We start from the raw sequence: 21,058 nt of genomic DNA on the forward strand, positions 1-21,058 counted from the left end.
CCTAGTTGCCCCGTACCAGTATCGGTCGCCACGGCCCCGTCGCGGTAGGTCCCAGTCCGTTAAGACTGTGTTTAGAAGTTGAAGACCCGTTTAACAACCGCTTTAACAACCGCGCGCGTAATCGAACGTTTGTTCGATACACTGTGGGCGTGGGTTTCAGCAATGAGCCGCGGAGTTGGGCGGAACTCGAGCGGCTGCTCGACGGCAAGCCGCGCCATGCCGGCGCGCCCACCCCATCCGGGCCGGCGCAAGAGGCCCCCTTCTCGCACAAGCGTCCGGCCTATCGGCCACCGGTCGGTGGCCGGACGGCCCGCTCGTCGGTCGCTCATTCCGTTTCGTATGCCGAGTTGCACGCGCATTCGGCGTACAGCTTTCTGGACGGCGCCAGCACGCCCGAGGAGTTGGTCGAGGAGGCCGACCGGCTGGATCTGCGGGCGCTGGCGCTGACCGACCACAACGGCCTGTACGGGGCGGTGCGGTTCGCCGAGGCCGCCGCCGAACTCGACATGCGAACCGTGTTCGGTGCCGAGCTGTCGCTGGGCTCTTCGTCGGTATCGCAGGCTCGTACCGAGAACCCGGATCCACCCGGCCCGCACCTGCTGGTGCTGGCCCGCGGCCCGGAGGGTTACCGGCGGCTGTCGCGGCAGCTGGCCGCGGCGCATCTGGCCGGCGGCGAGAAGGGCAAGCTGCGCTTCGACATCGACACGCTGACCGAAGCCGCGGGCGGGCATTGGCACATCCTGACGGGGTGCCGTAAAGGCCATGTCCGCCAAGCGCTTTCCGGCGGCGGTCCGGACGCCGCGGCGGCGGCACTGGCCGATTTGGTGGACCGCTTCGGCGCCGGCCGGGTCAGCATCGAGTTGACCCACCACGGCCAGCCGCTCGATGACGAGCGCAACGCGACACTGGCGGGAATGGCGCCGCGGTTCGGGGTCGGCGTCGTCGCGACCACCGGAGCGCATTTCGCCGACCCGTCGCGCCGGCGGCTGGCCATGGCGATGGGCGCGATCCGGGCCCGGCAGTCATTGGAATCGGCCGCCGGCTGGCTGGCCCCGCTGGGTGGCTCACACCTGCGCTCCGGCGAGGAGATGGCCCGGCTGTTCGCGCAGCGACCCGAGGTGGTGGCCGCCGCTGCCGAACTCGGCGAGCAGTGCGCGTTCGGGCTGGCGTTGATCGCGCCTTCGCTGCCGCCGTTCGACGTGCCGGACGGGCACACCGAGGACAGCTGGTTGCGGCAGTTGGTGATGGCGGGCGCACGCGACCGCTACGGGCTGCCCGAGGCCGCCCCGCGCGCGTATGCCCAGATCGAGCATGAGCTGAAAGTCATTGCCCAACTGAGGTTTCCGGGCTATTTCCTGGTGGTGCACGACATAGCCCGGTTCTGCCGGTGCAACAACATCCTGTGCCAGGGCAGGGGATCGGCGGCCAACTCCGCGGTCTGTTACGCCCTGGGTGTCACCGCGGTCGATCCGGTGGCCAACGAGTTGTTGTTCGAGCGCTTCTTATCGCCGGCCCGCGACGGGCCACCCGACATCGACATGGACATCGAGTCGGATCAGCGCGAAAAGGTCATCCAGTACGTCTACGACAAATACGGCCGCGACTATGCCGCCCAGGTCGCCAACGTCATCACCTACCGAAGCAAGATCGCGGTGCGCGACATGGCGCGGGCCCTGGGTTACTCGCAGGGGCAGCAGGACGCCTGGAGCAAGCAGATCAGCCACTGGAACGGGCTGGTCGATTCGCCGGATATTGAGGACATCCCGGAACAGGTGATCGATCTGGCCACCCAGATCCGGAACCTGCCGCGGCACATGGGAATTCACTCCGGCGGCATGGTGATCTGCGACCGCCCGATCGCCGACGTGTGCCCGGTGGAATGGGCGCGGATGGAGAATCGCAGCGTTCTGCAATGGGACAAGGACGACTGTGCGGCCATCGGCTTGGTGAAGTTCGACCTACTCGGGCTGGGCATGCTCTCCGCGCTGCACTACGCGAAAGACCTGGTGGCCGAACACAAAGGCATCGAGGTCGACCTGGCCCGCCTCGACCTCTCCGAGCCCGCGGTGTACGAGATGCTGCAGCGCGCCGATTCCGTCGGGGTCTTCCAGGTGGAGTCGCGCGCACAGATGGCCACCCTGCCCAGACTCAAGCCGCGGATCTTCTACGACCTGGTCGTCGAGGTCGCACTGATCCGGCCCGGGCCCATCCAGGGCGGGTCGGTACACCCCTACATCCGGCGGCGCAACGGCATCGACCCGGTGGTCTACGATCATCCGTCCATGGAGCCGGCGCTGCGAAAAACGCTGGGAGTGCCGCTTTTCCAGGAGCAGCTGATGCAGCTCGCGGTCGACTGCGCCGGCTTCTCGGCCGCCGAGGCCGATCAGCTGCGCCGCGCCATGGGGTCCAAGCGTTCCACCGAGCGGATGCAACGGCTGCGTGGCAGGTTCTACGAGGGCATGCGCGCATTGCATGGCGCCACCGACGAGGTGATCGACCGGACCTACGAAAAGCTGGAAGCGTTCGCCAATTTCGGGTTTCCGGAAAGTCATGCGCTGTCCTTCGCGTCGCTGGTGTTCTACTCGTCGTGGTTCAAGCTGCACCACCCGGCCGCGTTCTGCGCTGCGCTGCTGCGGGCCCAGCCGATGGGGTTCTATTCACCGCAGTCGCTGGTGGCCGATGCGCGCCGGCACGGCGTGCTGGTGCACGGCCCGGACGTCAACGCCAGCCTGGCGCACGCCACACTCGAGAACGCCGGCACCGAGGTCCGCCTCGGGCTGGGTGCGGTCCGTCATATCGGCGACGACCTCGCCGAAAAACTGGTCGAGGAGCGAAAAGTCAACGGCGCGTTCGTATCTCTGCTCGACCTGACCACCCGGTTGCAGCTCTCGGTGCCGCAGACCGAAGCGCTGGCGACGGCCGGGGCGCTGGGTTGCTTCGGGACATCGCGGCGCGAGGCGTTGTGGGCGGCCGGAGCCGCTGCCACCCAACGGCCGGACCGGTTGCCCGGCGTGGGCTCGTCGTCGCACATCCCGGTGCTGCCCGGAATGAGCGAACTGGAATTGGCCGCCGCCGACGTGTGGGCCACCGGCATCTCCCCGGACAGCTACCCGACCCAGTTCTTGCGGGCCGACCTGAACGCGATGGGGGTGGTGCCCGCCGACGAGCTGCTCGAGGTGCCCGACGGCGACCGCGTGCTGATCGCGGGTGCGGTGACCCATCGGCAGCGGCCCGCCACGGCGCAGGGGGTGACGTTCATCAACCTCGAGGACGAGACCGGGATGGTCAACGTGCTCTGCACGCCCGGGGTGTGGGCGCGACACCGCAAGCTCGCGAACACGGCACCTGCGCTGCTGGTCCGCGGTCAGGTCCAAAACGCCAGCGGCGCAGTCACCGTCGTGGCCGAGCGGTTGGGCCGCATCACCTTGGCCGTCGGCTCCAAGTCTCGCGACTTCCGCTGATTTCCGGCTCACTTTCTTCGCCGAACGTGCTCTCACCGCGAGATTTTCGCCAATTTTGGCACTGAGAGCACGGTCGGCGCTTCTCGTCGTAAAGGCGCCGCTTTGTGTATTCGGTTTTGAACCCGGCCAATTCCGCCGCGGCATAAACTATCAGCGCCTGGCATTTCTTAAGGGGTTCGCCAATGAAATTCACGCTCGTTCGCCGCGGCGCCGCGATATTGGGTTGCGCTGCGGCGCTTGTTCTTTCTCCCGCCGTGGCCAGCGCCGATCCGCCCGACCCGCACCAGCCGGACATGACGAAGGGCTTTTGCCCGGGTGGTCGATGGGGTTACGGCAATTTGGCCGTGTGCGACGGCGAGAAGTATCCCGACGGGTCGTTCTGGCACCAGTGGATGAAAACCTGGATAGTCGGCCCACAATTTTATTACGACTGCGTCGGCGGCGACGAACCCCTTCCGGGGCCACCCCCGCCGGGTGGCTGCGGCGGCGCGATTCCGCCCGACGGGCCGCCTCCTCCGCCCTAGCGACCCCGGGCTCAGCCCGTCGGCGTCGTCCACACCTTCGTCGGCGTGATCTTCAGCCGGGTGCTGTAGGCGCCCAGCGAGTCGGTCAGGCCGAAACTCGCCGCCGCCTCGCGGTACTTCGCCCAGTACGGCCCGTCCTCGCGGCCGTCGACACCGGTGGCGTCCACCGCCGCCGTGCCACCGATGACGATGATGCCGCCGCCGTTGCCGTCGGAATCGAGGTTCAGGCTCACCTCGGGGTGCGCCTTGATGTGGGCGACCTTGGCCGCCTGCGGCATGGTGTACACCGTCAGCGCGGCGCCGTCGAAGTAGAACCAGATCAGCCGCGGGACCGGTAGCCCGGACTTCGCCACGGTGGTCAGCCAGCCGTACTGATCCGATGTCAGCCTGTCGGAAACCTCTTGTGTCAGTTGGACGCTCATAAGTGCGAATGTATCCCGAATGTAGTCTCCACACATGACCCTCAACCTGTCCGTCGACGAACTTCTCACCACCACCCGCTCGGTACGCAAGCGCCTCGACTTCGACAAGCCGGTGTCTCGCGAGGTCCTGATGGAATGCCTCGAGCTGGCGTTGCAGGCGCCGACCGGTTCCAACTCGCAGGGTTGGCAGTGGGTGTTCGTCGAGGACGCCGAGAAGAAGAAGGCGATCGGCGAGATCTACCTGTCGCACGCCCAGCCCTACCTGTCCGCGCCGAAGCCCGATTACGGCGAGGGTGACACCCGCAACGAGCGGATGCCCAAGGTCGTGGACTCGGCGATGTATCTCGCCGAGCACATCCACGAGGCGCCGGTGCTGATGATCCCGTGCATCGCGGGCCGCGAAGACAAGTCGCCACTGGGCGGCGTCTCGTTCTGGGCGTCGCTGTTCCCGGCGGTCTGGAGCTTCTGCCTGGCGCTGCGCTCCCGCGGGCTGGGCTCCTGCTGGACGACGCTGCACCTGCTCGGCGACGGCGAGCGCAAGGCCGCCGAGGTGCTCGGCATCCCGTACGAAGAGTTCAGCCAGGGTGGGCTGTTCCCGATCGCCTACACCAAAGGCACCGACTTCCGCCCGGCCAAGCGGCTGCCGGCCGAGACCTTGACGCACTGGAATACCTGGTAGTCACACCGCGCCGGGATAGCCGTGCTGGCGCCACGCCTCGTAGATCGCGACCGCCGCGGCATTGGCCAGGTTCAGGGAGCGCCGGCCGGCCAGCATCGGAATGCGCACCTGCTGCGTGATGTGAGGGTCGGCCAGCGTCGCCGCGTCCAGCCCGTCGGGTTCGGGCCCGAACATCAACACGTCGGCGGGCTGATAGCCGACGTCGGCGTAAGACGTCGACGCGTGCGCGGTAAACGCGTACACCCGCGCCGGCAGCAACGCGTCCCAGGCGGCCTGCAGCGTCGCGTGCACGGTGACCGAGGCCAGGTCGTGGTAGTCCAAGCCGGCCCGGCGCACCTTGGATTCGGACAGGTCGAAGCCCATCGGCTCAACCAGATGCAATTCGGCGCCGGTGGCCGCGGCCGTCCGGATGGCGTTGCCCGTGTTAGGTGCGATGCGCGGCGAGTAGAACAGCAGCCGGAACACACGGCCATCTTCACACGGCGATAATGGCGGCATGGTCGAGCAGAGCATCTGGATGCGCAAGGTTGCGGCCGATCCGGGGCACTCGGACTGGTACATCGAGCGCTTCCGCTCCATGGCCCGCGACGGCCAGGATCTGGTCGGCGAGGCACGCCTGATCGACGCCATGGTGCCCCGCGGCGCCCGTATCCTCGACGCCGGCTGCGGCCCCGGACGGGTGGGTGGCTATCTGGCCACGGTCGGGCATCACGTGGTCGGCGTCGACGTTGACCCGGCGCTGATCGCCGCGGCCGCGCAGGACTATCCGGGCCCGCAGTGGCTGGTCGGCGATCTTGCCGAGCTGGACTTGCCCGCGCGCGGCATCGCCGAACCGTTCGACGTGATCGTGTCCGCCGGCAACGTGATGGCGTTCCTCGCGCCGAGTACTCGCGGGCAGGTGCTCGGGCGGCTACGCGCCCACGTCGCCGACGACGGTCGGGCGGTGATCGGATTCGGCGCCGGGCGCGACTACGAGTTCGCCGATTTTCTTCAGCACGCGGCGGCCGCCGGGTTCGCTCCCGATGTGCTGCTGTCCACCTGGGATCTGCGACCGTTCACCGACGACTCCGACTTCCTCGTCGCGATCCTGCGGCCGGCGTAGGCCCTGGCTATCTGCTCGGTAACGATTCTGGTGGCACACGGCTAGGGCTGTCATACTCGTCGAATTGCCACGCGTTTACCGCTCGCGCGTCTTGGCGCGGGGGGAGCGGAATAAAAGCAGGAAGTTCATGAGCCTCTCGTTTCTTTCGATGCGCAGGGTCGGCGCAGCGGCCGGTACCACATGACGATGTTCAACCGCCCGGCCAGTCCGGCCGAGGCGACCCCCGCCGCCACGGCCAAGGCCCAGGCGCGCGCGTCGGCCCCGGCGAAACGTCCGCCGGCCTGGTCGCCGAGCAACTGGCCGGTCGGGTGGAAGGTGCTGGCGATTGTGCTGGTCCCGCTTACCCTGGCGGCGATCTTCGGCGGGCTGCGCGTCAACACAGCCATGTCGTCCTCCAGCGGCCTGCGGCTGGCCGCCGCGCGCGCCGACTTGCTGCCGGCGCTCACCAAATACATGTCGGCACTGGATGTCGCGTTGTTGGCGAACTCCACCGGGCGCGACGTCGAGGGCGCGAAGAAGAACTATGACGCCCGCAAGGGTGAGCTGCAGACCCGGTTGGCGGACACCGACGTCACTCCCGATGTCCGCACGGGAGTGGGCACGCTGCTGAGCGGCGGTCAGTCCTTGCTGGACAAGGTGGCCGACAACAGCATCGGTTTGCGGGACCGGGTGACCACCTACGCGCCGCTGCTGTTGACGGCCGAGGACGTCATCAACGCGTCCGTGCAGGTGGACGACGAGCAGATCCGGGCGCAGGCACAGGGTTTGAGCCGGGCAGTCGGGGCCCGCGGCCAGATGACGATGCAGGAGATCCTGGTGACCCGCGGCGCCGACCTGCCCGAGCCGCAGTTGCGCACCTCGATGATCACCCTGGCCGGCACCGAACCGTCCACGCTGTTCGGGATGAGCCAGGTGCTCGGTGTCGGCTCGCAAGAAGCCAAGACGCTGCAGCAGCAGATGGTGACCCGGATGGCGATCATGTCCGATCCGGCCGCGGTGCTCGTCGACAACCCGGACCTGCTGCGCTCGATCCAGACCACCGACGCGATCGCCGAGCAGGTCATCACCGACGCCACCGCGGCGGTGACCAGGTCGGTGCACACCCAGGCCGACGATCGGCGCAACTCCGCGATCGTCGACGGCGTGGTGGTGCTGGCCGCCATCGTGATCGCACTGATCATCGTGCTGTTGATGGCCCGCGCGCTGGTGGTGCCGCTGCGGCTGTTGCGCGACGGCGCGCTCAAGGTCGCCCACACCGACCTCGAGGAGGAGATCGCCCGGGTCAAAGCCGGTGAGGCCGAAGCGATTCCGGCTCCGCTGCCGGTCTACACCACCGAGGAGATCGGCCAGGTCGCGCACGCGGTGGACGAGCTGCACACCCAGGCGCTACTGCTGGCCGGTGATGAGGCGCGGTTGCGGCTGCTGGTCAACGACATGTTCGAGACGATGTCGCGGCGCAGCCGCTCGCTGGTCGACCAGCAGCTGTCGCTGATCGACCGGCTGGAGCGCAACGAAGAGGATCCCGACCGCCTCGACAGCCTGTTCCGGCTGGATCACCTGGCCGCGCGGTTGCGCCGCAACAGCGCGAACCTGCTGGTGCTCGCCGGTGCGCAGCTGGCCCGCGACCAGCGCGAGCCGGTTCCGCTGTCGACGGTGATCAGCGCGGCCGTCTCCGAGGTCGAGGACTACCGTCGGGTCGAGCTGGGCGAGCTGCCCGAATGCATGCTGGTCGGCGCGGCCGCCGGTGGCGCGATCCATCTGTTCGCCGAGCTGATCGACAACGCCCTGCGCTACTCGCCACCGTCGACGTACGTCCGGATCTCCGGGGCCCGCGGCGGCGTGGATCCTCGAGGCGGCGTGGTGCTGCGGATCGCCGACTCCGGCCTGGGCATGAACGATTCCGATCGCCGGATGGCCAACATGCGCCTGCAGGCCGGCGGCGAGGTCACCCCAGAGAATGCCCGCCACATGGGGCTTTTCGTGGTGGGGCGGATCGCCGCCCGGCACGGTATCCGGGTCGGGCTGCGGGGTCCGGCGCCCGGGGAGACGGGCACCGGCACGACCGCCGAGGTCTACCTGCCACCGGCGGTGCTGGAGGGCTTCGACGGCGGCCCGGCCGAAATCTCGGCGGCACCGCGGGAGCGGATCCGGGCGGTCTCGTCGCCGAGCGCCAAGCTGGCCAGCGGATCGCCGGACGCCGGCAACGGCGCGACGCGTCAACGCCCCGTCGCGGCCACCCGCGACAACGGCTCCGGCGAGGTGCCACCGATCTCGTTGCTGCCCCGCCGCAGCCCCGGCTCCAGCGGCATCACCGACGTGCCCGCCGCACCCGCCGCCCAGCCGCCGCTGCCCAAGCGCCGGCGTGAACTGGCCACCGCCTGGTGGGAGAACGAGAACCAGCCACGCCCCAAGCCGCCGGCCCAGCAGCCGACGCCCAAGCCAACCCCCAAGCCGGCCCCGGCGGTATCGGACACCTCGGCGTTCTTCGCTGCGCGCTCGCGCGGGACCGGCGCCCCGCCGCCGGCCCGGCCCTCTAGGCCCAGCCCTCCCGAGGGCGGCCCGTCCAAGGACGACGTGATCTATCGGCGGATGCTCTCGGAGATGATGGGTGACCCGCACGACCTGGTCAACAGCCCCGACCTGGACTGGCAGTCGGTGTGGGACCGCGGCTGGTCGCTGGCCGCCGAGGCCGACGACAAGCCCGTCGAGCAGCGCACCGCCGACCACGGGCTGCCGGTGCGTACGCCCGGAGCCCGGCTGGTGCCCGGCGCCGCCGACAGCGACGATTCCCTCGTAGGATCGAACGGCGGGCTGCACGCGGCCCGCGACCCCGAGGCGGTTCGCGCCTCGTTCAGTAACCACTTCGGCGGCGTGCGCAGCGGACGGTCACACGCCCGCCACTCGAGTCAAGGGCCCGATGAGGAATGACGTCTGCAGGCAGTTCACTGGACTGGTTGGTGACCAAGTTCGCCCGCGAGGTCCCCGGCGTGGCGCATGCGCTGCTGGTGTCCGTGGACGGGCTGCCCATCGCCGCCAGCGAGCTGCTGCCCCGCGAACGAGCCGACCAACTGGCCGCGGTGGCCTCCGGGCTGGCCAGCCTCGCGACCGGTGCCGCGCAGCTGTTTGACGGCGGTCAGGTGCTGCAGTCGGTGGTCGAGATGCAGAACGGCTACCTGCTGTTGATGCGCGTCGGGGATGGGTCGCACCTGGCGACACTGGCCGAGACGTCGTGTGACATCGGCCAGATCGGATACGAGATGGCGATCCTTGTCGAACGGGTGGGCGGCGTCGTGCAGTCCACCCGCCGTTCCGCTAGTCGTTCGTGAGCCGCGATGGACAAACGCGAAGCCGGCCCGCCCGCGCGTGAGGCGAGCCTGGTCCGCCCGTACACCCTGACGACCGGGCGGACGAACGCGGGCGTCGACATTCCGCTGGAAGCGCCGGTTCAGACGTTGCGGGCCGGGCAGGCGCAGCGCTGGCCGGCCGACGATCCGAAAGGCAAGATCATCCAACTGTGCGTGACGAGTCCGTCGGTCGCCGAGGTGTCGGCCCGGCTGAACCTGCCGATCGGAGTCACGCGCGTCCTGGTCGGCGATCTGGTCCTGTCCGGTTACCTTCGGGTGCACGCAACATTGACCGAGCAGTCGACCCGTGATGAGCGCCACGAGCTGATAGGAAGGACCCTGCGTGGCCTTAAAGCACTCTGACTCCGGCGCCAGCGCCTCGACGAAGATCGTCATCGCCGGCGGATTCGGCGCCGGCAAGACCACGTTCGTCGGGGCGGTCTCGGAGATCATGCCGCTGCGCACCGAGGAGATCGTCACCGACGCCTCGGCGGGCGTCGACATGCTCGAAGCCACCCCCGACAAGCGCACCACCACGGTGGCGATGGACTTCGGCCGGATCACCCTGGACCGCGACCTGGTGCTCTACCTGTTCGGCACGCCGGGCCAGCGGCGGTTCTGGTTCATGTGGGACGACCTGGTGCGCGGTGCCATCGGTGCGATCGTGCTGGTCGACTGCCGCCGCCTGCAGGACAGCTTCGCCGCGGTCGACTTCTTCGAGCACCGCAATCTGCCGTTCCTGATCGCGGTCAACCAATTCGACGGTGCGCCAAGGTATCCCGTCGCGGCGATACGCGAAGCGCTGGCTCTGTCCCCGCACATTCCGGTGATCGGCGTCGACGCCAGGGATCGCCGGTCGGCCACCGACGCGCTGATCGCGATCAGCGAGTACGCGCTGCAGAGCTTGACGGCTTGACCGCGGCGCAGCAGTGGGCCGATTGCGAGTTCACCGGCCGCGACTTCCGCGACGAGGACTTGGGCCGGTTGCGCACCGAACGGGTGGTGTTCAACGAGTGCGATTTCAGCGGCGTCAACCTGGCCGAGTCGGTGCACCGCGGCTGCGCCTTCCGTAACTGCAAGTTCGAGCGAGCAACGCTGTGGCACAGCACATTTGCGCAGTGCAGCATGCTGGGATCGGTCTTCGTGCAGTGCCGGCTGCGGCCGATCACCTTCGACGAGGTGGATTTCACGCTCGCCGTGCTGGGCGGCAACGACCTGCGCGGCGTCGACCTGAGCGGTTGCCGGCTGCGCGAGGCCAGCCTGGTGGAGACCGACCTGCGCAAGGCCGTGCTGCGCGGCGCCGACCTGTCCGGTGCGCGGACCACCGGCACCCGCCTCGACGACGCCGACCTGCGCGGCGCGACGGCGGATCCGGCGTTGTGGCGCACTGCCACCCTGACCGGTGTGCGGGTAGACGTGCCCCAGGCGATGGCATTCGCGTTGGCGCACGGGCTTCGCCTAGACGGGGGCCCAGACGCCAAGTCGGACTAACGGCGCAGCCGGATGCGCCACCACACGACGACGGAGTAGATCACCGACAGCGCGCCGAGCATTCCCATGTCGAGCAGCCACGCGCTGTCGGTGTGCGCCCAGTGGCTGTCCTTCGGACCGATCGGTACCAGCAGCCGCAGATTGACGGTGGCCGCCGACGCCGCGTAGCCCCAGCGCGACGGCATCAGCCAGGACAGCTGGTCGAGGAAGAGCCGGCCGGTCACCGGAATCAGGCCACCGGCGAGCACCAGCTGCAGCATCAGCGACACCACCAGCAGCGGCATGATCTGTTCGTTGGAGCGCGCGATAGACGACAACACCAGCCCGAGGATCGCCGAGGCCACGCACGTCGCGGCGACCGTGACGAACAGCTCCAAGCTGGCATTACCGAGCAGCACCGCCGGCTGTTTGGGAGCGCCCTTGCCGATCAGCACGATGCCGGTCGCGATCGCCGCCTGAATGATCGCGAACGCGCAGAACACGGTGATCTTGGCGCACAGATAAGCCCCGGTGGATAGGCCGACGGCCTGCTCGCGCTGGAAGATCGGGCGCTCGCCGATCAGATCGCGGATCGTCAGCGCCGTACCCATGAAGACGGCGGCGATCGACATCAGCGTCAGGATCTGGGCGGCTTCGTCGGGCGTCTCGCTGTTCGGGTCGCCGACCCCGAAGCCGCTATGGCCGGGAACGGTGAGCGACAGCGCACCCAGAATGAACGGCAACACCGCCAGGAAGGCGAAGTAGGCGCGATCGGAGATGATCAACCGAATCTGGCGCCGCGCGATCGTGGAGAACTGGTGCAGCATGCTGGTGCGCGACGGGGTGCCCAGATCGGCCGGCGTCTCGGCCCGGGTGGGAGGCGTGTGGTCCTGGCGTTCCAGGAACCGGCGGTTGGCCTCGTCGGGATCGGCGCCGACCTTCGCGAAGATCTGGGCCCAGTTGGTGGTGCCCATCGCGTCCCCGATATCGCTGGGTGGGCCGAGGAACGCGATCTTGCCGCCGGGCGCCATCAGCAGCACCTGGTCGCAGACGTCGAGATAGGTCAGCGAGTGCGTGACGACGAGCACGACGCGGCCGGCGTCGGCGAGCTGGCGCAGCATCGTCATGACCTGCAGGTCCAGCGCGGGATCCAGCCCCGAGGTGGGCTCGTCGAGGATCAGCAGCGACGGGCCGGTGAGCAGCTCGAGGGCGACCGAGGCGCGTTTGCGCTGCCCGCCAGAGAGCTTGTCGACCCGGGTCTCGGCGTGCGCGGTCAGCCCCAGCTCCTCGAGCACCTGAGCCACCACCTGGTCACGGTCGGCCTTGCTGGTGTCCGGCGGCAGCCGCAGTTCGGCCGCATAGCCCAGCGCCTGATTGACGGTCAGCTGGCGGTGCACGACGTCGTCCTGGGGGACCATCCCGATCCTGCTGCGCAGCGAGGCGTAGGCGGTGTGGATGTTGTGGCCCTCGAAGGTGACGGCGCCCGCGGTCGGGGTGGTGTAGCCGGCGATCAGCCGCGACAGCGTCGACTTGCCGGCGCCGGACCCGCCGATGATGGCCGTCAGCGTGCCGGGCCGGGCCGTCATCGTGATCTGCTGCAGCAGATCCTTTCCGTTGATCGCGAAGCCGACGCCGTGCACCTCCAGGCCGCCGGTGCGGGTCGCCGCGTCTTGGCGACGGGCCAGCAGGCCGGCGCTGAACACCAGGTCGACATTGCCGATCGTGATCACGTCGCCCTCGGAAAGCAGGGCCTGCCCGACCCGTACCCCGTTGACGAACGTTCCGTTGATGCTGTTCGCGTCGCGGATCTCGATGCCGGCGGGGGTCGGCTCCAGGAATGCGTGGTGGCGCGAGGCCAGCACGTCGTGGATGACGATGTCGTTGTCGAGTTCGCGACCGATCCAGGCGGTGCCCCCGGTCGGCGCCTGCACGCCCGATTCGGGTCCGACGATCTTCATCACCCTGGTCGGGAACTGCGACATGTCCGTGCCGGTCGGCTTGGCCACCCGGGTCGCATCGTTCGGAACGGCCTGGGTCGTCACCGTGGGCCGCACGATCGGCACCGCTCGGGTGTGCACCGCGTCGGTGGGCGGGTCCACGTAGGGCGTGTGCTGCGGCGGCACCGGCCGCGCGCCGGGGTCGGCCGGCGGGACCGTCGGAACGGCTTGCGACGTGGGCGGCAGCACGCCGACGTTGCCGCGGTGGTGGCCGATCGCCAGGACGATGCGCGGTCCGTCGGGGGCGCCGAGGTTGATGCCCTGGCCGTCGCGGACGTCGACGGTCGGCACCCGCCGTCCGTCGACGAAGATGCCGCCCCGCGACTTGTTGTCGACCGCGACCCATCTGCCGTGATCGAAGCGCAGCAACAGATGTGCACGCGCGACCAACGGATGCGCTACGCGGAGGTCGGCGCGGACGTCGCTACCGACGATGACGTCGCCGCCGGGAGCGAAACTGACCTCCGATCGGTTGGATCGAACGGTCAGTATCGATTGCGCAGGCGCATTCATCAGTTCAGCGTCGTTTCAGCCGGATCTTCCACCACACGATCGCGCTATAGCTTATGCACAGGACTCCGAGCATGGCCATATCGAACAGCCATGCACTCTTGGTGTGATTCCAGTGCTGGTCTTTGGGGTCGGTCGGACCCGGGATCAGCCGGTGCGTGTCGATCGTCGACGCCGACGCCGCGAAGCCCCAGCGGGCGGGCGTGACCCACGACAACTGGTCGAGCACGGCCCGGTTGGTCACCCAGATCATGCCGCCGGAGAACACCAGCTGGCTCATGATCGACACCACCAGCATCGGCATGATCTGGTCTTGGGATTGGGCCAGCGCCGACAGCGCCATGCCGAGCAGTGCGGCACCCACACACGTCGCCGCCACGGTGACGAACAGTTCGAAGTTGACATCACCCAGGATCACGGCGTTGGAGATCGGCTTGCCCCACCCGATCACCGAGATGATCGTCGCGATCGCGGCCTGGACGATCGCGAACGTCGAGAACACCACGATTTTCGCGCCCATATAGGCACCCGTCGACAGGCCGACCGCCTGTTCTCGCTTGAAGATCGGTCGCTCGCCGATCAGGTCGCGGATGGTCAGCGCGGTACCCATGAACACCGCGCCGACGTTGAGCATCACCAGGATCTGGTCGGGCTGGGCGGGATTGTTGCCCAGCGGATCGGACATGCCGTATCCGCTGTTGCCGCGAACGGTGAGGGTCAGGATGCCGATCAGGAACGGCAACAGCGCGAGGAACACCGTGTAGCCGCGGTCGGAGATGACCAGCCTTATCTGGCGGCGCGCGATCGTGGAGAACTGGCGAAACGCATTGGCGTGTGGCGCTTCACCGAGATCGGCCGCCGGGCTGTGCTCGGACGGCACCTGCGGCAGCTTTTGCTGGTTTTCGGCCAGGAAGCGGCGGTTGGCCTCATCCGGGTCGGCGCCCACCTTGGCGAAGATGTCGGCCCAGTTGGTGGTGCCCATCGCGGCGCCGATCTGGCTGGGCGGACCGAGAAACGCCGTCTTGCCGCCGGGGGCCACCAGCAGCAGCTGATCGCAGACGTCGAGGTAGGACACCGAGTGGGTGACCACCAGCACCACGCGGCCGGCGTCGGCCAGCTGACGCAGCATCATCATCACCTGACGGTCCAGCGCCGGATCCAGACCGGTGGTGGGTTCGTCGAGCAGCAGCAGCGACGGCCCGGTGAGCAATTCCAGGGCCACCGAGGCGCGCTTGCGCTGCCCGCCGGAGAGCTTGTCGACGCGGGTGTCGGCGTGCTTGGTCAGCTCGAGTTCCTCGAGCACCTGGGACACCACTTGTTCGCGGTCGGCCTTGCTGGTGTCCGGCGGCAGCCGCAGTTCGGCCGCGTAACCCAGCGCCTGGTTGACGGTGAGCTGGCGGTGCACGACGTCGTCCTGGGGGACCATCCCGATCCTGCTGCGCAGCGACGCGTACTCGGTGTGGATGTTGTGGCCCTCGAAGGTCACGGTGCCCGACGTCGGGCTGGTGTAGCCGGCGATCAGCCGCGACAGCGTCGTCTTGCCGGCGCCGGACCCGCCGATGATGGCCGTCAGGGTGCCGGGGCGAGCGGTCAGCGAGATGTGGTCCAGCAGTTGCTTTTTGCCCTGCTCGACGGTGTAGCAGACCGAGTTGACCTCGAGGCCGCCGGTGCGCGTCGCCGCTTCGGTGCGGCGCACCAGGGTGTCGCGGCTGAAGACGAGGTCGACGTTTCCGATCGTGACGACGTCGCCCTCGGTCAGCACCGCCGAGCCGACGCGGACGCCGTTGACGAAGGTCCCGTTGATGCTGTGCGCGTCGCGGATCTCGGTGCCCAGCGGCGTCTGGAGCAAGAACGCGTGATGGCGCGAGGCCAAGACGTCCTGGATGACGATGTCGTTGTCGGTCGCGCGCCCGATCGTTTGCGCGCCGGTGGGCTTTTGCATCGCGCCGGACCGGGACGGCAGCAGCGCCTGGAACATCTTGGTCGCCAGATTCCCCACCTCTGGCGCTGCTTTGGCCTCGGCGACAACCGGTGCCATCTGCGTTCGCGGTGCGGCCGGCGCGGGTGGGGGAGGCGGGCCGCCGGGCGGTGGCGGGCCATTCGGGGGATAGGCGGGTGGGCGCCCCAGCGACGTCGGATACACCGGCTGCCCCGGCGGTCCCGGCCGCTGCGCCGGCGCGCCGGGATGCGGACGTGGCGCGGGATTCCCACTCCAGGCGGTCTGGCGCCCGGGCGGAGCGGCCGGCGGATACCCCGGTTGCCCGGACGCCTGTGACGAAGGCCACGCCGTTGCGGCGGGCCCGGCCGCGACCGGGATGCCCATCGACTCGGTCCGCGGCGGGCGCCCGGCCATCCCTTGATGGCGTCCGACCTCGAACGTCAGCAACGGGCCGTCCGGGTTTCCGATGTTGACGCTCTGCCCGTCGTGGATGTCGACGACCGGCACCCGCCTGCCGTTGGCGAAAGTGCCGTTGAGCGAACCGTTGTCGATGGCCAGCCACCGGCCCTGGTCGAAGCGCAGCAACAGGTGGGCACGCGAAATCAGCGGGTGCGTGATGCGCATGTCGGCCCGCAGATCGCGCCCCACCACCACGTCGTGACCGGCTGCAAAGGTGCGTTCCGACCCGTCGTACCGGACGGTCAGCGCCGGCGGGGCTGGTGAATTCATCGCCCCAACTCTAGCTCGTGGACCTATTTCCCCTTTGGCACCAACGCGGCACGTCGGGTCGGCTGTGGTCGCGCTATCAGCTGTTGTCGGGTGCTCCGGTGACCACGCAGCGGGTGCGGGTGTAGATCGTCGGCATGCACCGATTGCAGTGCGTACACGCCGAATGGACGCGGTGCTGGGCGCCGTCGGCCGCGAGCCGATTGATCAGGTCCGGCTCGGCCAGCAGCGCGCGGGCCATCGCGACGAATTCGAATCCCTCGGCCATCGCGAGGTCCATCGTCTCGCGGTTGGTGATGCCGCCCAGCAGGATCAGCGGCATCTTGAGTTCGGCCCGGAACAGCTTGGCGTCGCGCAGCAGATAGGCCTCGCGGTAAGGGTATTCGCGCAAGAACTTCGTGCCCGTCATCCGCATGCCCCAGCGCAGCGGCGGCTTGAAGGCGCCGGCGAACTCCTTGATCGGCGCGTCGCCGCGAAACAGATACATCGGGTTGACCAGCGAGCTGCCCGCGGTCAGTTCGATCGCGTCCAGGCCGCCGTCTTCTTCCAGCCATTTGGCGGTGATCAGCGACTCTTCGGTGTTGATCGCGCCGCGCACACCGTCGGCCATGTTGAGCTTGGCCGTGACCGCGATCGGCGTTCCTTCCTTGTCCACCGCGCGGCGAACGGCCATCACGATGCCGCGCGCGACCTTGGCCCGATTCTCCAAGGAGCCACCGAACTCGTCGTTGCGACGGTTGATCAACGGCGACAGGAACGCACTCGCCAAATAGTTGTGGCCCAAATGAATTTCGACCGCGTCGAAGCCGGCTTCCATAGCTAGCCGGACCGCGTTGGCGTGTGCGTCGATCACGTCTTGGATGTCGTCGCGGGTTGCCTTCTTGGCGAAGCGCATCCCGATCGGGTTGAAGAACCGCACCGGCGCCAGCGCCTTGGCCTTGTTGGACTTGGCGTTGGCGACCGGACCCGCGTGGCCGATCTGCGCGCTGATCGCCGCGCCCTCGGCGTGGATCGCGTCGGTGAGCTTGCGTAATCCCGGCACCGCCTCGGGGCGCATCCAGAGACCGTTGCCCTCGGTGCGGCCGCCCTGGGAGACGGCGAGGTAGGCGACGGTCGTCATGCCGACCCCGCCGGCCGCCGGCGCGCGGTGGTACTCGATCAGGTCGTCGCTCACCAGAGCGCCGGGCGTGCGTGCTTCGAACGTCGCGGACTTGATCGTCCGGTTGCGCAGCGTGATCGGACCCAGCTTGGCCGGGCTGAATACGTCGGGAATCTGGAGCTGAGCAGATGCCATGCGAGGAGCCTAAACCTGTGACATGCCAGACTGGCAGGCGTGGGCGCAATCACACTGGACGGCAAGGCCACCCGCGACGAGATCTTCGTCGACCTCAAGGAACGAGTCGCGGCACTCACCGCGGCGGGGCGCACGCCCGGGCTGGCCACGATCCTGGTCGGCGACGACCCGGGCTCCCAGGCCTACGTGCGCGGCAAGCATGCCGACTGCGCGAAGGTCGGCATCACCTCGATCCGTCGCGACCTGCCCGCCGACATCTCCACGGCCAAGCTGAACGAGACGATCGACGAGCTCAACGCCAACCCCGACTGCACCGGCTACATCGTGCAGTTGCCGCTGCCCAAGCAGCTCGACGAGAACGCCGCGCTGGAGCGCATCGATCCCGCCAAGGACGCCGACGGCCTGCACCCGACGAACCTGGGCCGGCTGGTGCTCAACAACCCGGCTCCGCTCCCGTGCACCCCGCGCGGCATCGTGCACCTGCTGCGCCGCTACGACGTCGAGATCGCCGGTGCCCACGTGGTCGTCATCGGACGCGGCGTCACGGTCGGCCGGCCGCTGGGCCTGCTGCTCACCCGGCGCTCGGAGAACGCGACAGTAACGTTGTGCCACACCGGAACTCGCGACCTACCGTCGCTGACCAAGCAGGCCGACATCATCGTCGCCGCCGTCGGCGTGCCGCACTTGGTGACCGCCGACATGGTTCGCCCGGGCGCCGCGGTGCTCGACGTCGGTGTCAGCCGGGTGGACGACAAGCTGACTGGCGACGTGCATCCCGACGTGTGGGAGGTCGCCGGTCACGTGTCGCCGAACCCGGGTGGCATCGGCCCGCTGACGCGGGCATTCCTGCTGACGAACGTGGTCGAGCTGGCCGAGCGGCAATGAGTTCGGCGAAGACCGGGGCGAAAGCCCAGTGGCCGATCCTGCTGGTCGGGCTGATTTTCGTGACGGCATTCGCGTTGGTGGGCGCCAACTTCTGGCGTCGCGGTTCGCTGCTGATCGGCATCGCCGTCGGTGTCGCCGCGATACTGCGTTTGGTGCTATCCGACGATCGCGCCGGCCTTTTGGTGGTGCGCAGCAAGGGCATCGACTTCATCACGACCGCGACGGTCGGGGCCGCGATGGTCTATATCGCCTGGACCATCGATCCGCTCGGGACGGGCTAGATCCCGGGGCCCGTTATCTGGGGCAGGTTGGGCATCGCGCCCGGCATGTTCGGCATGGCGCCGGGCATGTTCGGCATGGCGCCCGGCATCATGCCGCCCGGCATAGTGGGCATCGCGCCCGGCATATTGGGCATGCCGCCGCCGGGCATCATGCCGCCCCCCGGCATGGTGGGCATATTGCCGCTGGCCAAGTTCGTCATCACCTGTGGGCAATACGACTGAATCGCGATCGTGGTGAACATCTGAGCCATCGCCGGCGACATGCCCTGGCGTCTGACGCTGGTGACGGCCCCGGCGAAGCTGCCGCCGGGCTGGGCCAGCATCGGGCAGATGGATTCGCCTACGGCCATCGCGTTTCCGGGCTGGCCGAAGTCGACGCCGGCGTGGTTCAGCGCGTCGATGAAGCTGTCGTCGGCGTTGGCGTCCGCCTCGGCCGGCGGCGAGGCGAACGCCGTGGCCACGGCGAGCAGCCCGGCCACTGCGGTCAGCACGCGAAGCGGTAGGGGTTGCTGACGAAACATCCAGACCCAACCATGCGCAGCTGCAACTGCTTTCATGACAGCTTCCCCATCTGTCGCGGAGTGCTCGGAAGGCACTCAAATCACTCTGGAAAGACTGATCTATGGCTGTCACATTTACGACACGGCGAGATCAAGGTTTGCACACTATGCGTTTCGTGAGCGCGATGCTTCTGAGACATCGGTTATTGCACGGAAAGCGTTACCGGCGAAGGCGGATCGCGTCCCGGCCAATCGAAGCCACACTGTGATCCGACACATGTGCCGGCGCCGTGCCCTGCGGTGAGAAATGGTTAAGAATTCGCCATCATGGATCGTGGCATCTCGCGCCAGACGTTTCTGCGTGGCGCCGTTTCAATGTTGGCGTCCGGCGCGGTGCTCGGGACCACGCGGGCTGCCGCCGACCCCGGCGCCGCCGTCGCGAGCTGGAACGGTTTGGCCTCCACCATCGGCGGCACTGTCGTGCTGCCGGCCAACGGCGCCCAATTCGCCTCGAGTAAGCAGGTTTTCAACTCGTTCTACAACAACTCCAGCCCTGCGGCGATCGTGGCGGTGTCCTCGCAAGCCGACGTCCAGAAGGCGGTCGCCTTCGCGACGGCGAACAAGCTCAAGGTGGCGCCACGCGGCGGCGGGCATTCCTACATCGGTGCATCGAACGCCAACGCAACGATGATGCTCGACCTGCGCGGACTGCCGGGTGGCGCGAACCTCGAAGGCGGCAACGTCACGGTGACCCCGGCGACGAATCTGTGGGCAGTACACCAGGCCAGCGCCGGCGCCGGTCGCGGCGTGCCGACCGGCAGTTGTCCCACCGTCGGTGTCGCGGGGCTGACGCTCGGTGGGGGGATCGGCGCAGATTCCCGGCATGCCGGCCTGGCGTGCGACGCGTTGCAGTCGGCCACCGTGGTGCTTCCCAGCGGCGACGTGGTCACCGCGTCCGCCAACGATCATCCGGACCTGTTCTGGGCACTGCGCGGCGGCGGTGGCGGCAACATCGGGGTGACGACGTCGATGACTTTCGCGACCTTCCCGACCGGCGACACCGACGTCATCCGGCTGGAATTCGCCCCGTCATCGGCAGTCCAGGTACTCGTCGGCTGGCAGAACTGGCTGAACGGGGCCGACCGAAACGCTTGGGGCATGGTCGATCTCGCGATCGGCTCGGTCCAGCCCGACTGCCATATCCTGGCGACCTGTCCGGCCGGCGGCGCGCCCGGAGTGATCGACGCGATCAAGGCCGCGGTCGGTTTGCAGCCCAGTGCGGTGACCAGCAAGACGATGAACCGAATGGACCTCGTGACGTATCTGGCCGGTGGCAGCTCGACATCGCCGCCACGGGGTTTCGTGGCCGGATCAGATGTGATCACCACCGTGAATTCCGCTGCGGCCCATGCCATTGCGACCGCGATCGGGCAGTGGCCCGCATCAGCCGGAAAGGCGTCGCTGCTGGTAGACCCGCTCGGTGGCGCCATCGCCGACGTCGCCCCGGGGGATTCGGCGTTTCCGTGGCGCCAGCAGTCCGCGGTCCTGCAATGGTATGTCGAGCCCGCCGCCAGCCAGGTCGCGGCCGCGACGCAATGGCTGAGTTCGGCGCACCAAGCGGTACAACAGTTTTCGGTCGGCGGGTACGTCAATTATCTGGAGCCCAACAGCCCGGCGTCACGCTACTTCGGCTCGAATCTGTCGCAACTGAACTCCGTGCGTCAGAAGTACGATCCCAACCAGGTCATGTACTCCGGCCTTAAATTCTGAGGGCGCCACGGCGGGTCCGCCGGGACGGTCGCCGTGTGTCGCTATGCCCGCCTCTGAGCGACAATCGCCGTGGGTGTGGGCGTGGTGGCTGTCTGGCGGGCCCGCCCTGCGGTGTTCGGACCACGCGGTGATGTGCCCGCCTCTGAGCGACAAT

The 21,058-nt window shown here is 68.3% G+C and carries 18 protein-coding genes; 12 read left to right on the forward strand and 6 right to left on the reverse strand.

Features of this window, described 5'->3' with window-relative positions; genetic code table 11:
- Nucleotides 1-149 precede the first annotated feature (149 nt).
- Together ACAG21_RS03025 and ACAG21_RS03030 are read left to right on the forward strand one after the other, a co-directional pair.
- The gene (locus tag ACAG21_RS03025; RefSeq protein ID WP_370494504.1) at nucleotides 150-3,461 is read left to right on the forward strand and encodes an error-prone DNA polymerase; all 3,312 of its coding nucleotides are present in this window, start codon (nucleotides 150-152) and stop codon (nucleotides 3,459-3,461) included.
- Between the two features lie 182 nt (nucleotides 3,462-3,643).
- The gene (locus tag ACAG21_RS03030) at nucleotides 3,644-3,985 is read left to right on the forward strand and encodes a hypothetical protein (RefSeq protein ID WP_370494505.1); all 342 of its coding nucleotides are present in this window, start codon (nucleotides 3,644-3,646) and stop codon (nucleotides 3,983-3,985) included.
- 11 nt (nucleotides 3,986-3,996) lie between these two features.
- Here ACAG21_RS03030 and ACAG21_RS03035 read toward each other — a convergent pair whose 3' ends face one another.
- The gene (locus ACAG21_RS03035) at nucleotides 3,997-4,407 is read right to left on the reverse strand and encodes a TIGR03667 family PPOX class F420-dependent oxidoreductase (RefSeq protein WP_370494506.1); all 411 of its coding nucleotides are present in this window, start codon (nucleotides 4,405-4,407) and stop codon (nucleotides 3,997-3,999) included.
- 34 nt (nucleotides 4,408-4,441) lie between these two features.
- Here ACAG21_RS03035 and ACAG21_RS03040 point away from each other — a divergent pair, with 34 nt between their 5' ends.
- Nucleotides 4,442-5,086, forward strand: coding sequence for a nitroreductase family protein (locus ACAG21_RS03040; protein WP_370494507.1), 645 nt, complete (start codon nucleotides 4,442-4,444; stop codon nucleotides 5,084-5,086).
- Here the strand turns inward: ACAG21_RS03040 and ACAG21_RS03045 are convergent, their stop codons facing one another.
- Nucleotides 5,087-5,551: a tRNA (cytidine(34)-2'-O)-methyltransferase gene (locus ACAG21_RS03045; protein WP_370494508.1), complete on the reverse strand. Its 465-nt coding sequence runs from the start codon at nucleotides 5,549-5,551 to the stop codon at nucleotides 5,087-5,089.
- Between the two features lie 31 nt (nucleotides 5,552-5,582).
- On the opposite strand from ACAG21_RS03045, the gene ACAG21_RS03050 reads away from it, so the two are divergent.
- The 6 genes from ACAG21_RS03050 (at nucleotide 5,583) to ACAG21_RS03075 (ending at nucleotide 11,023) form a co-directional block, all read left to right on the forward strand.
- Entirely contained in the window at nucleotides 5,583-6,188 is a 606-nt protein-coding gene (locus ACAG21_RS03050; protein ID WP_370494509.1) for a trans-aconitate 2-methyltransferase, read from the forward strand.
- 180 nt (nucleotides 6,189-6,368) lie between these two features.
- A complete protein-coding gene (locus tag ACAG21_RS03055) occupies nucleotides 6,369-9,116 on the forward strand; it encodes an ATP-binding protein (protein WP_370494510.1) in 2,748 nt (915 codons plus the stop codon).
- Nucleotides 9,113-9,514: a serine protease inhibitor gene (locus ACAG21_RS03060; RefSeq protein ID WP_342925722.1), complete on the forward strand. Its 402-nt coding sequence runs from the start codon at nucleotides 9,113-9,115 to the stop codon at nucleotides 9,512-9,514. The genes ACAG21_RS03055 and ACAG21_RS03060 overlap by 4 nt, the downstream gene beginning before the upstream one ends.
- 6 nt (nucleotides 9,515-9,520) lie before the next feature.
- The gene (locus ACAG21_RS03065; protein ID WP_370494511.1) at nucleotides 9,521-9,895 is read left to right on the forward strand and encodes a DUF742 domain-containing protein; all 375 of its coding nucleotides are present in this window, start codon (nucleotides 9,521-9,523) and stop codon (nucleotides 9,893-9,895) included.
- Nucleotides 9,876-10,448, forward strand: a complete 573-nt coding sequence (locus ACAG21_RS03070; RefSeq protein WP_370494512.1) for an ATP/GTP-binding protein — start codon at nucleotides 9,876-9,878, stop codon at nucleotides 10,446-10,448. The genes ACAG21_RS03065 and ACAG21_RS03070 overlap by 20 nt, the downstream gene beginning before the upstream one ends.
- Nucleotides 10,445-11,023 carry a pentapeptide repeat-containing protein gene (locus tag ACAG21_RS03075; protein WP_370494513.1) on the forward strand — a complete coding sequence of 193 codons (579 nt, stop codon included), beginning with the start codon at nucleotides 10,445-10,447 and terminating at the stop codon, nucleotides 11,021-11,023. Before ACAG21_RS03070 ends, ACAG21_RS03075 begins: the two co-directional genes overlap by 4 nt.
- Here the strand turns inward: ACAG21_RS03075 and ACAG21_RS03080 are convergent.
- The 3 genes from ACAG21_RS03080 to ACAG21_RS03090 all read right to left on the reverse strand — a co-directional run bounded on the left by ACAG21_RS03080 (nucleotide 11,020) and on the right by ACAG21_RS03090 (nucleotide 17,468).
- Nucleotides 11,020-13,512, reverse strand: a complete 2,493-nt coding sequence (locus ACAG21_RS03080) for an ATP-binding cassette domain-containing protein (protein ID WP_370494514.1) — start codon at nucleotides 13,510-13,512, stop codon at nucleotides 11,020-11,022. The genes ACAG21_RS03075 and ACAG21_RS03080 overlap by 4 nt on opposite strands.
- Nucleotides 13,513-13,516: 4 nt before the next feature.
- Complete coding sequence (locus tag ACAG21_RS03085) at nucleotides 13,517-16,177, reverse strand: ATP-binding cassette domain-containing protein (protein ID WP_370494515.1); 2,661 nt, start codon at nucleotides 16,175-16,177, stop codon at nucleotides 13,517-13,519.
- A gap of 76 nt (nucleotides 16,178-16,253) precedes the next feature.
- Nucleotides 16,254-17,468 (reverse strand): NADH:flavin oxidoreductase, encoded by a 1,215-nt coding sequence (locus ACAG21_RS03090; RefSeq protein ID WP_370494516.1) that lies wholly within the window; start codon nucleotides 17,466-17,468, stop codon nucleotides 16,254-16,256.
- Nucleotides 17,469-17,507: 39 nt separating this feature from the next.
- Here ACAG21_RS03090 and ACAG21_RS03095 point away from each other — a divergent pair, with 39 nt between their 5' ends.
- Both ACAG21_RS03095 and ACAG21_RS03100 read left to right on the forward strand, forming a co-directional pair.
- The gene (locus ACAG21_RS03095) at nucleotides 17,508-18,353 is read left to right on the forward strand and encodes a bifunctional methylenetetrahydrofolate dehydrogenase/methenyltetrahydrofolate cyclohydrolase (RefSeq protein WP_370494517.1); all 846 of its coding nucleotides are present in this window, start codon (nucleotides 17,508-17,510) and stop codon (nucleotides 18,351-18,353) included.
- Nucleotides 18,350-18,634, forward strand: a complete 285-nt coding sequence (locus tag ACAG21_RS03100; protein WP_370494518.1) for a DUF3017 domain-containing protein — start codon at nucleotides 18,350-18,352, stop codon at nucleotides 18,632-18,634. Before ACAG21_RS03095 ends, ACAG21_RS03100 begins: the two co-directional genes overlap by 4 nt.
- Here ACAG21_RS03100 and ACAG21_RS03105 read toward each other — a convergent pair.
- Nucleotides 18,631-19,191, reverse strand: a complete 561-nt coding sequence (locus ACAG21_RS03105) for a DUF732 domain-containing protein (protein WP_370494519.1) — start codon at nucleotides 19,189-19,191, stop codon at nucleotides 18,631-18,633. The genes ACAG21_RS03100 and ACAG21_RS03105 overlap by 4 nt on opposite strands.
- Before the next feature lie 270 nt (nucleotides 19,192-19,461).
- Here ACAG21_RS03105 and ACAG21_RS03110 point away from each other — a divergent pair, with 270 nt between their 5' ends.
- Entirely contained in the window at nucleotides 19,462-20,904 is a 1,443-nt protein-coding gene (locus tag ACAG21_RS03110; RefSeq protein WP_370494520.1) for an FAD-binding protein, read from the forward strand.
- Nucleotides 20,905-21,058: the final 154 nt, after the last annotated feature.

It is taken from the genome of Mycobacterium sp. pR1184, assembly GCF_041287235.1.
In the GTDB taxonomy this organism is placed as follows: Bacteria; Actinomycetota; Actinomycetes; order Mycobacteriales; family Mycobacteriaceae; genus Mycobacterium.

Excerpts from the sequence above, each read along its gene's own strand:
- ACAG21_RS03035 (WP_370494506.1), bottom strand. The coding sequence starts at position 4,407 with ATGAGCGTCCAACTGACACAAGAGGTTTCCGACAGGCTGACATCGGAT.
- ACAG21_RS03085 (WP_370494515.1), bottom strand. The coding sequence starts at position 16,177 with ATGAATTCACCAGCCCCGCCGGCGCTGACCGTCCGGTACGACGGGTCG.
- ACAG21_RS03110 (WP_370494520.1), top strand. The coding sequence starts at position 19,462 with ATGGATCGTGGCATCTCGCGCCAGACGTTTCTGCGTGGCGCCGTTTCA.
- ACAG21_RS03040 (WP_370494507.1), top strand. The coding sequence starts at position 4,442 with ATGACCCTCAACCTGTCCGTCGACGAACTTCTCACCACCACCCGCTCG.
- ACAG21_RS03080 (WP_370494514.1), bottom strand. The coding sequence starts at position 13,512 with ATGAATGCGCCTGCGCAATCGATACTGACCGTTCGATCCAACCGATCG.
- ACAG21_RS03090 (WP_370494516.1), bottom strand. The coding sequence starts at position 17,468 with ATGGCATCTGCTCAGCTCCAGATTCCCGACGTATTCAGCCCGGCCAAG.
- ACAG21_RS03060 (WP_342925722.1), top strand. The coding sequence starts at position 9,113 with ATGACGTCTGCAGGCAGTTCACTGGACTGGTTGGTGACCAAGTTCGCC.
- ACAG21_RS03055 (WP_370494510.1), top strand. The coding sequence starts at position 6,369 with ATGACGATGTTCAACCGCCCGGCCAGTCCGGCCGAGGCGACCCCCGCC.
- ACAG21_RS03030 (WP_370494505.1), top strand. The coding sequence starts at position 3,644 with ATGAAATTCACGCTCGTTCGCCGCGGCGCCGCGATATTGGGTTGCGCT.
- ACAG21_RS03100 (WP_370494518.1), top strand. The coding sequence starts at position 18,350 with ATGAGTTCGGCGAAGACCGGGGCGAAAGCCCAGTGGCCGATCCTGCTG.
- ACAG21_RS03065 (WP_370494511.1), top strand. The coding sequence starts at position 9,521 with ATGGACAAACGCGAAGCCGGCCCGCCCGCGCGTGAGGCGAGCCTGGTC.
- ACAG21_RS03050 (WP_370494509.1), top strand. The coding sequence starts at position 5,583 with ATGGTCGAGCAGAGCATCTGGATGCGCAAGGTTGCGGCCGATCCGGGG.
- ACAG21_RS03105 (WP_370494519.1), bottom strand. The coding sequence starts at position 19,191 with ATGAAAGCAGTTGCAGCTGCGCATGGTTGGGTCTGGATGTTTCGTCAG.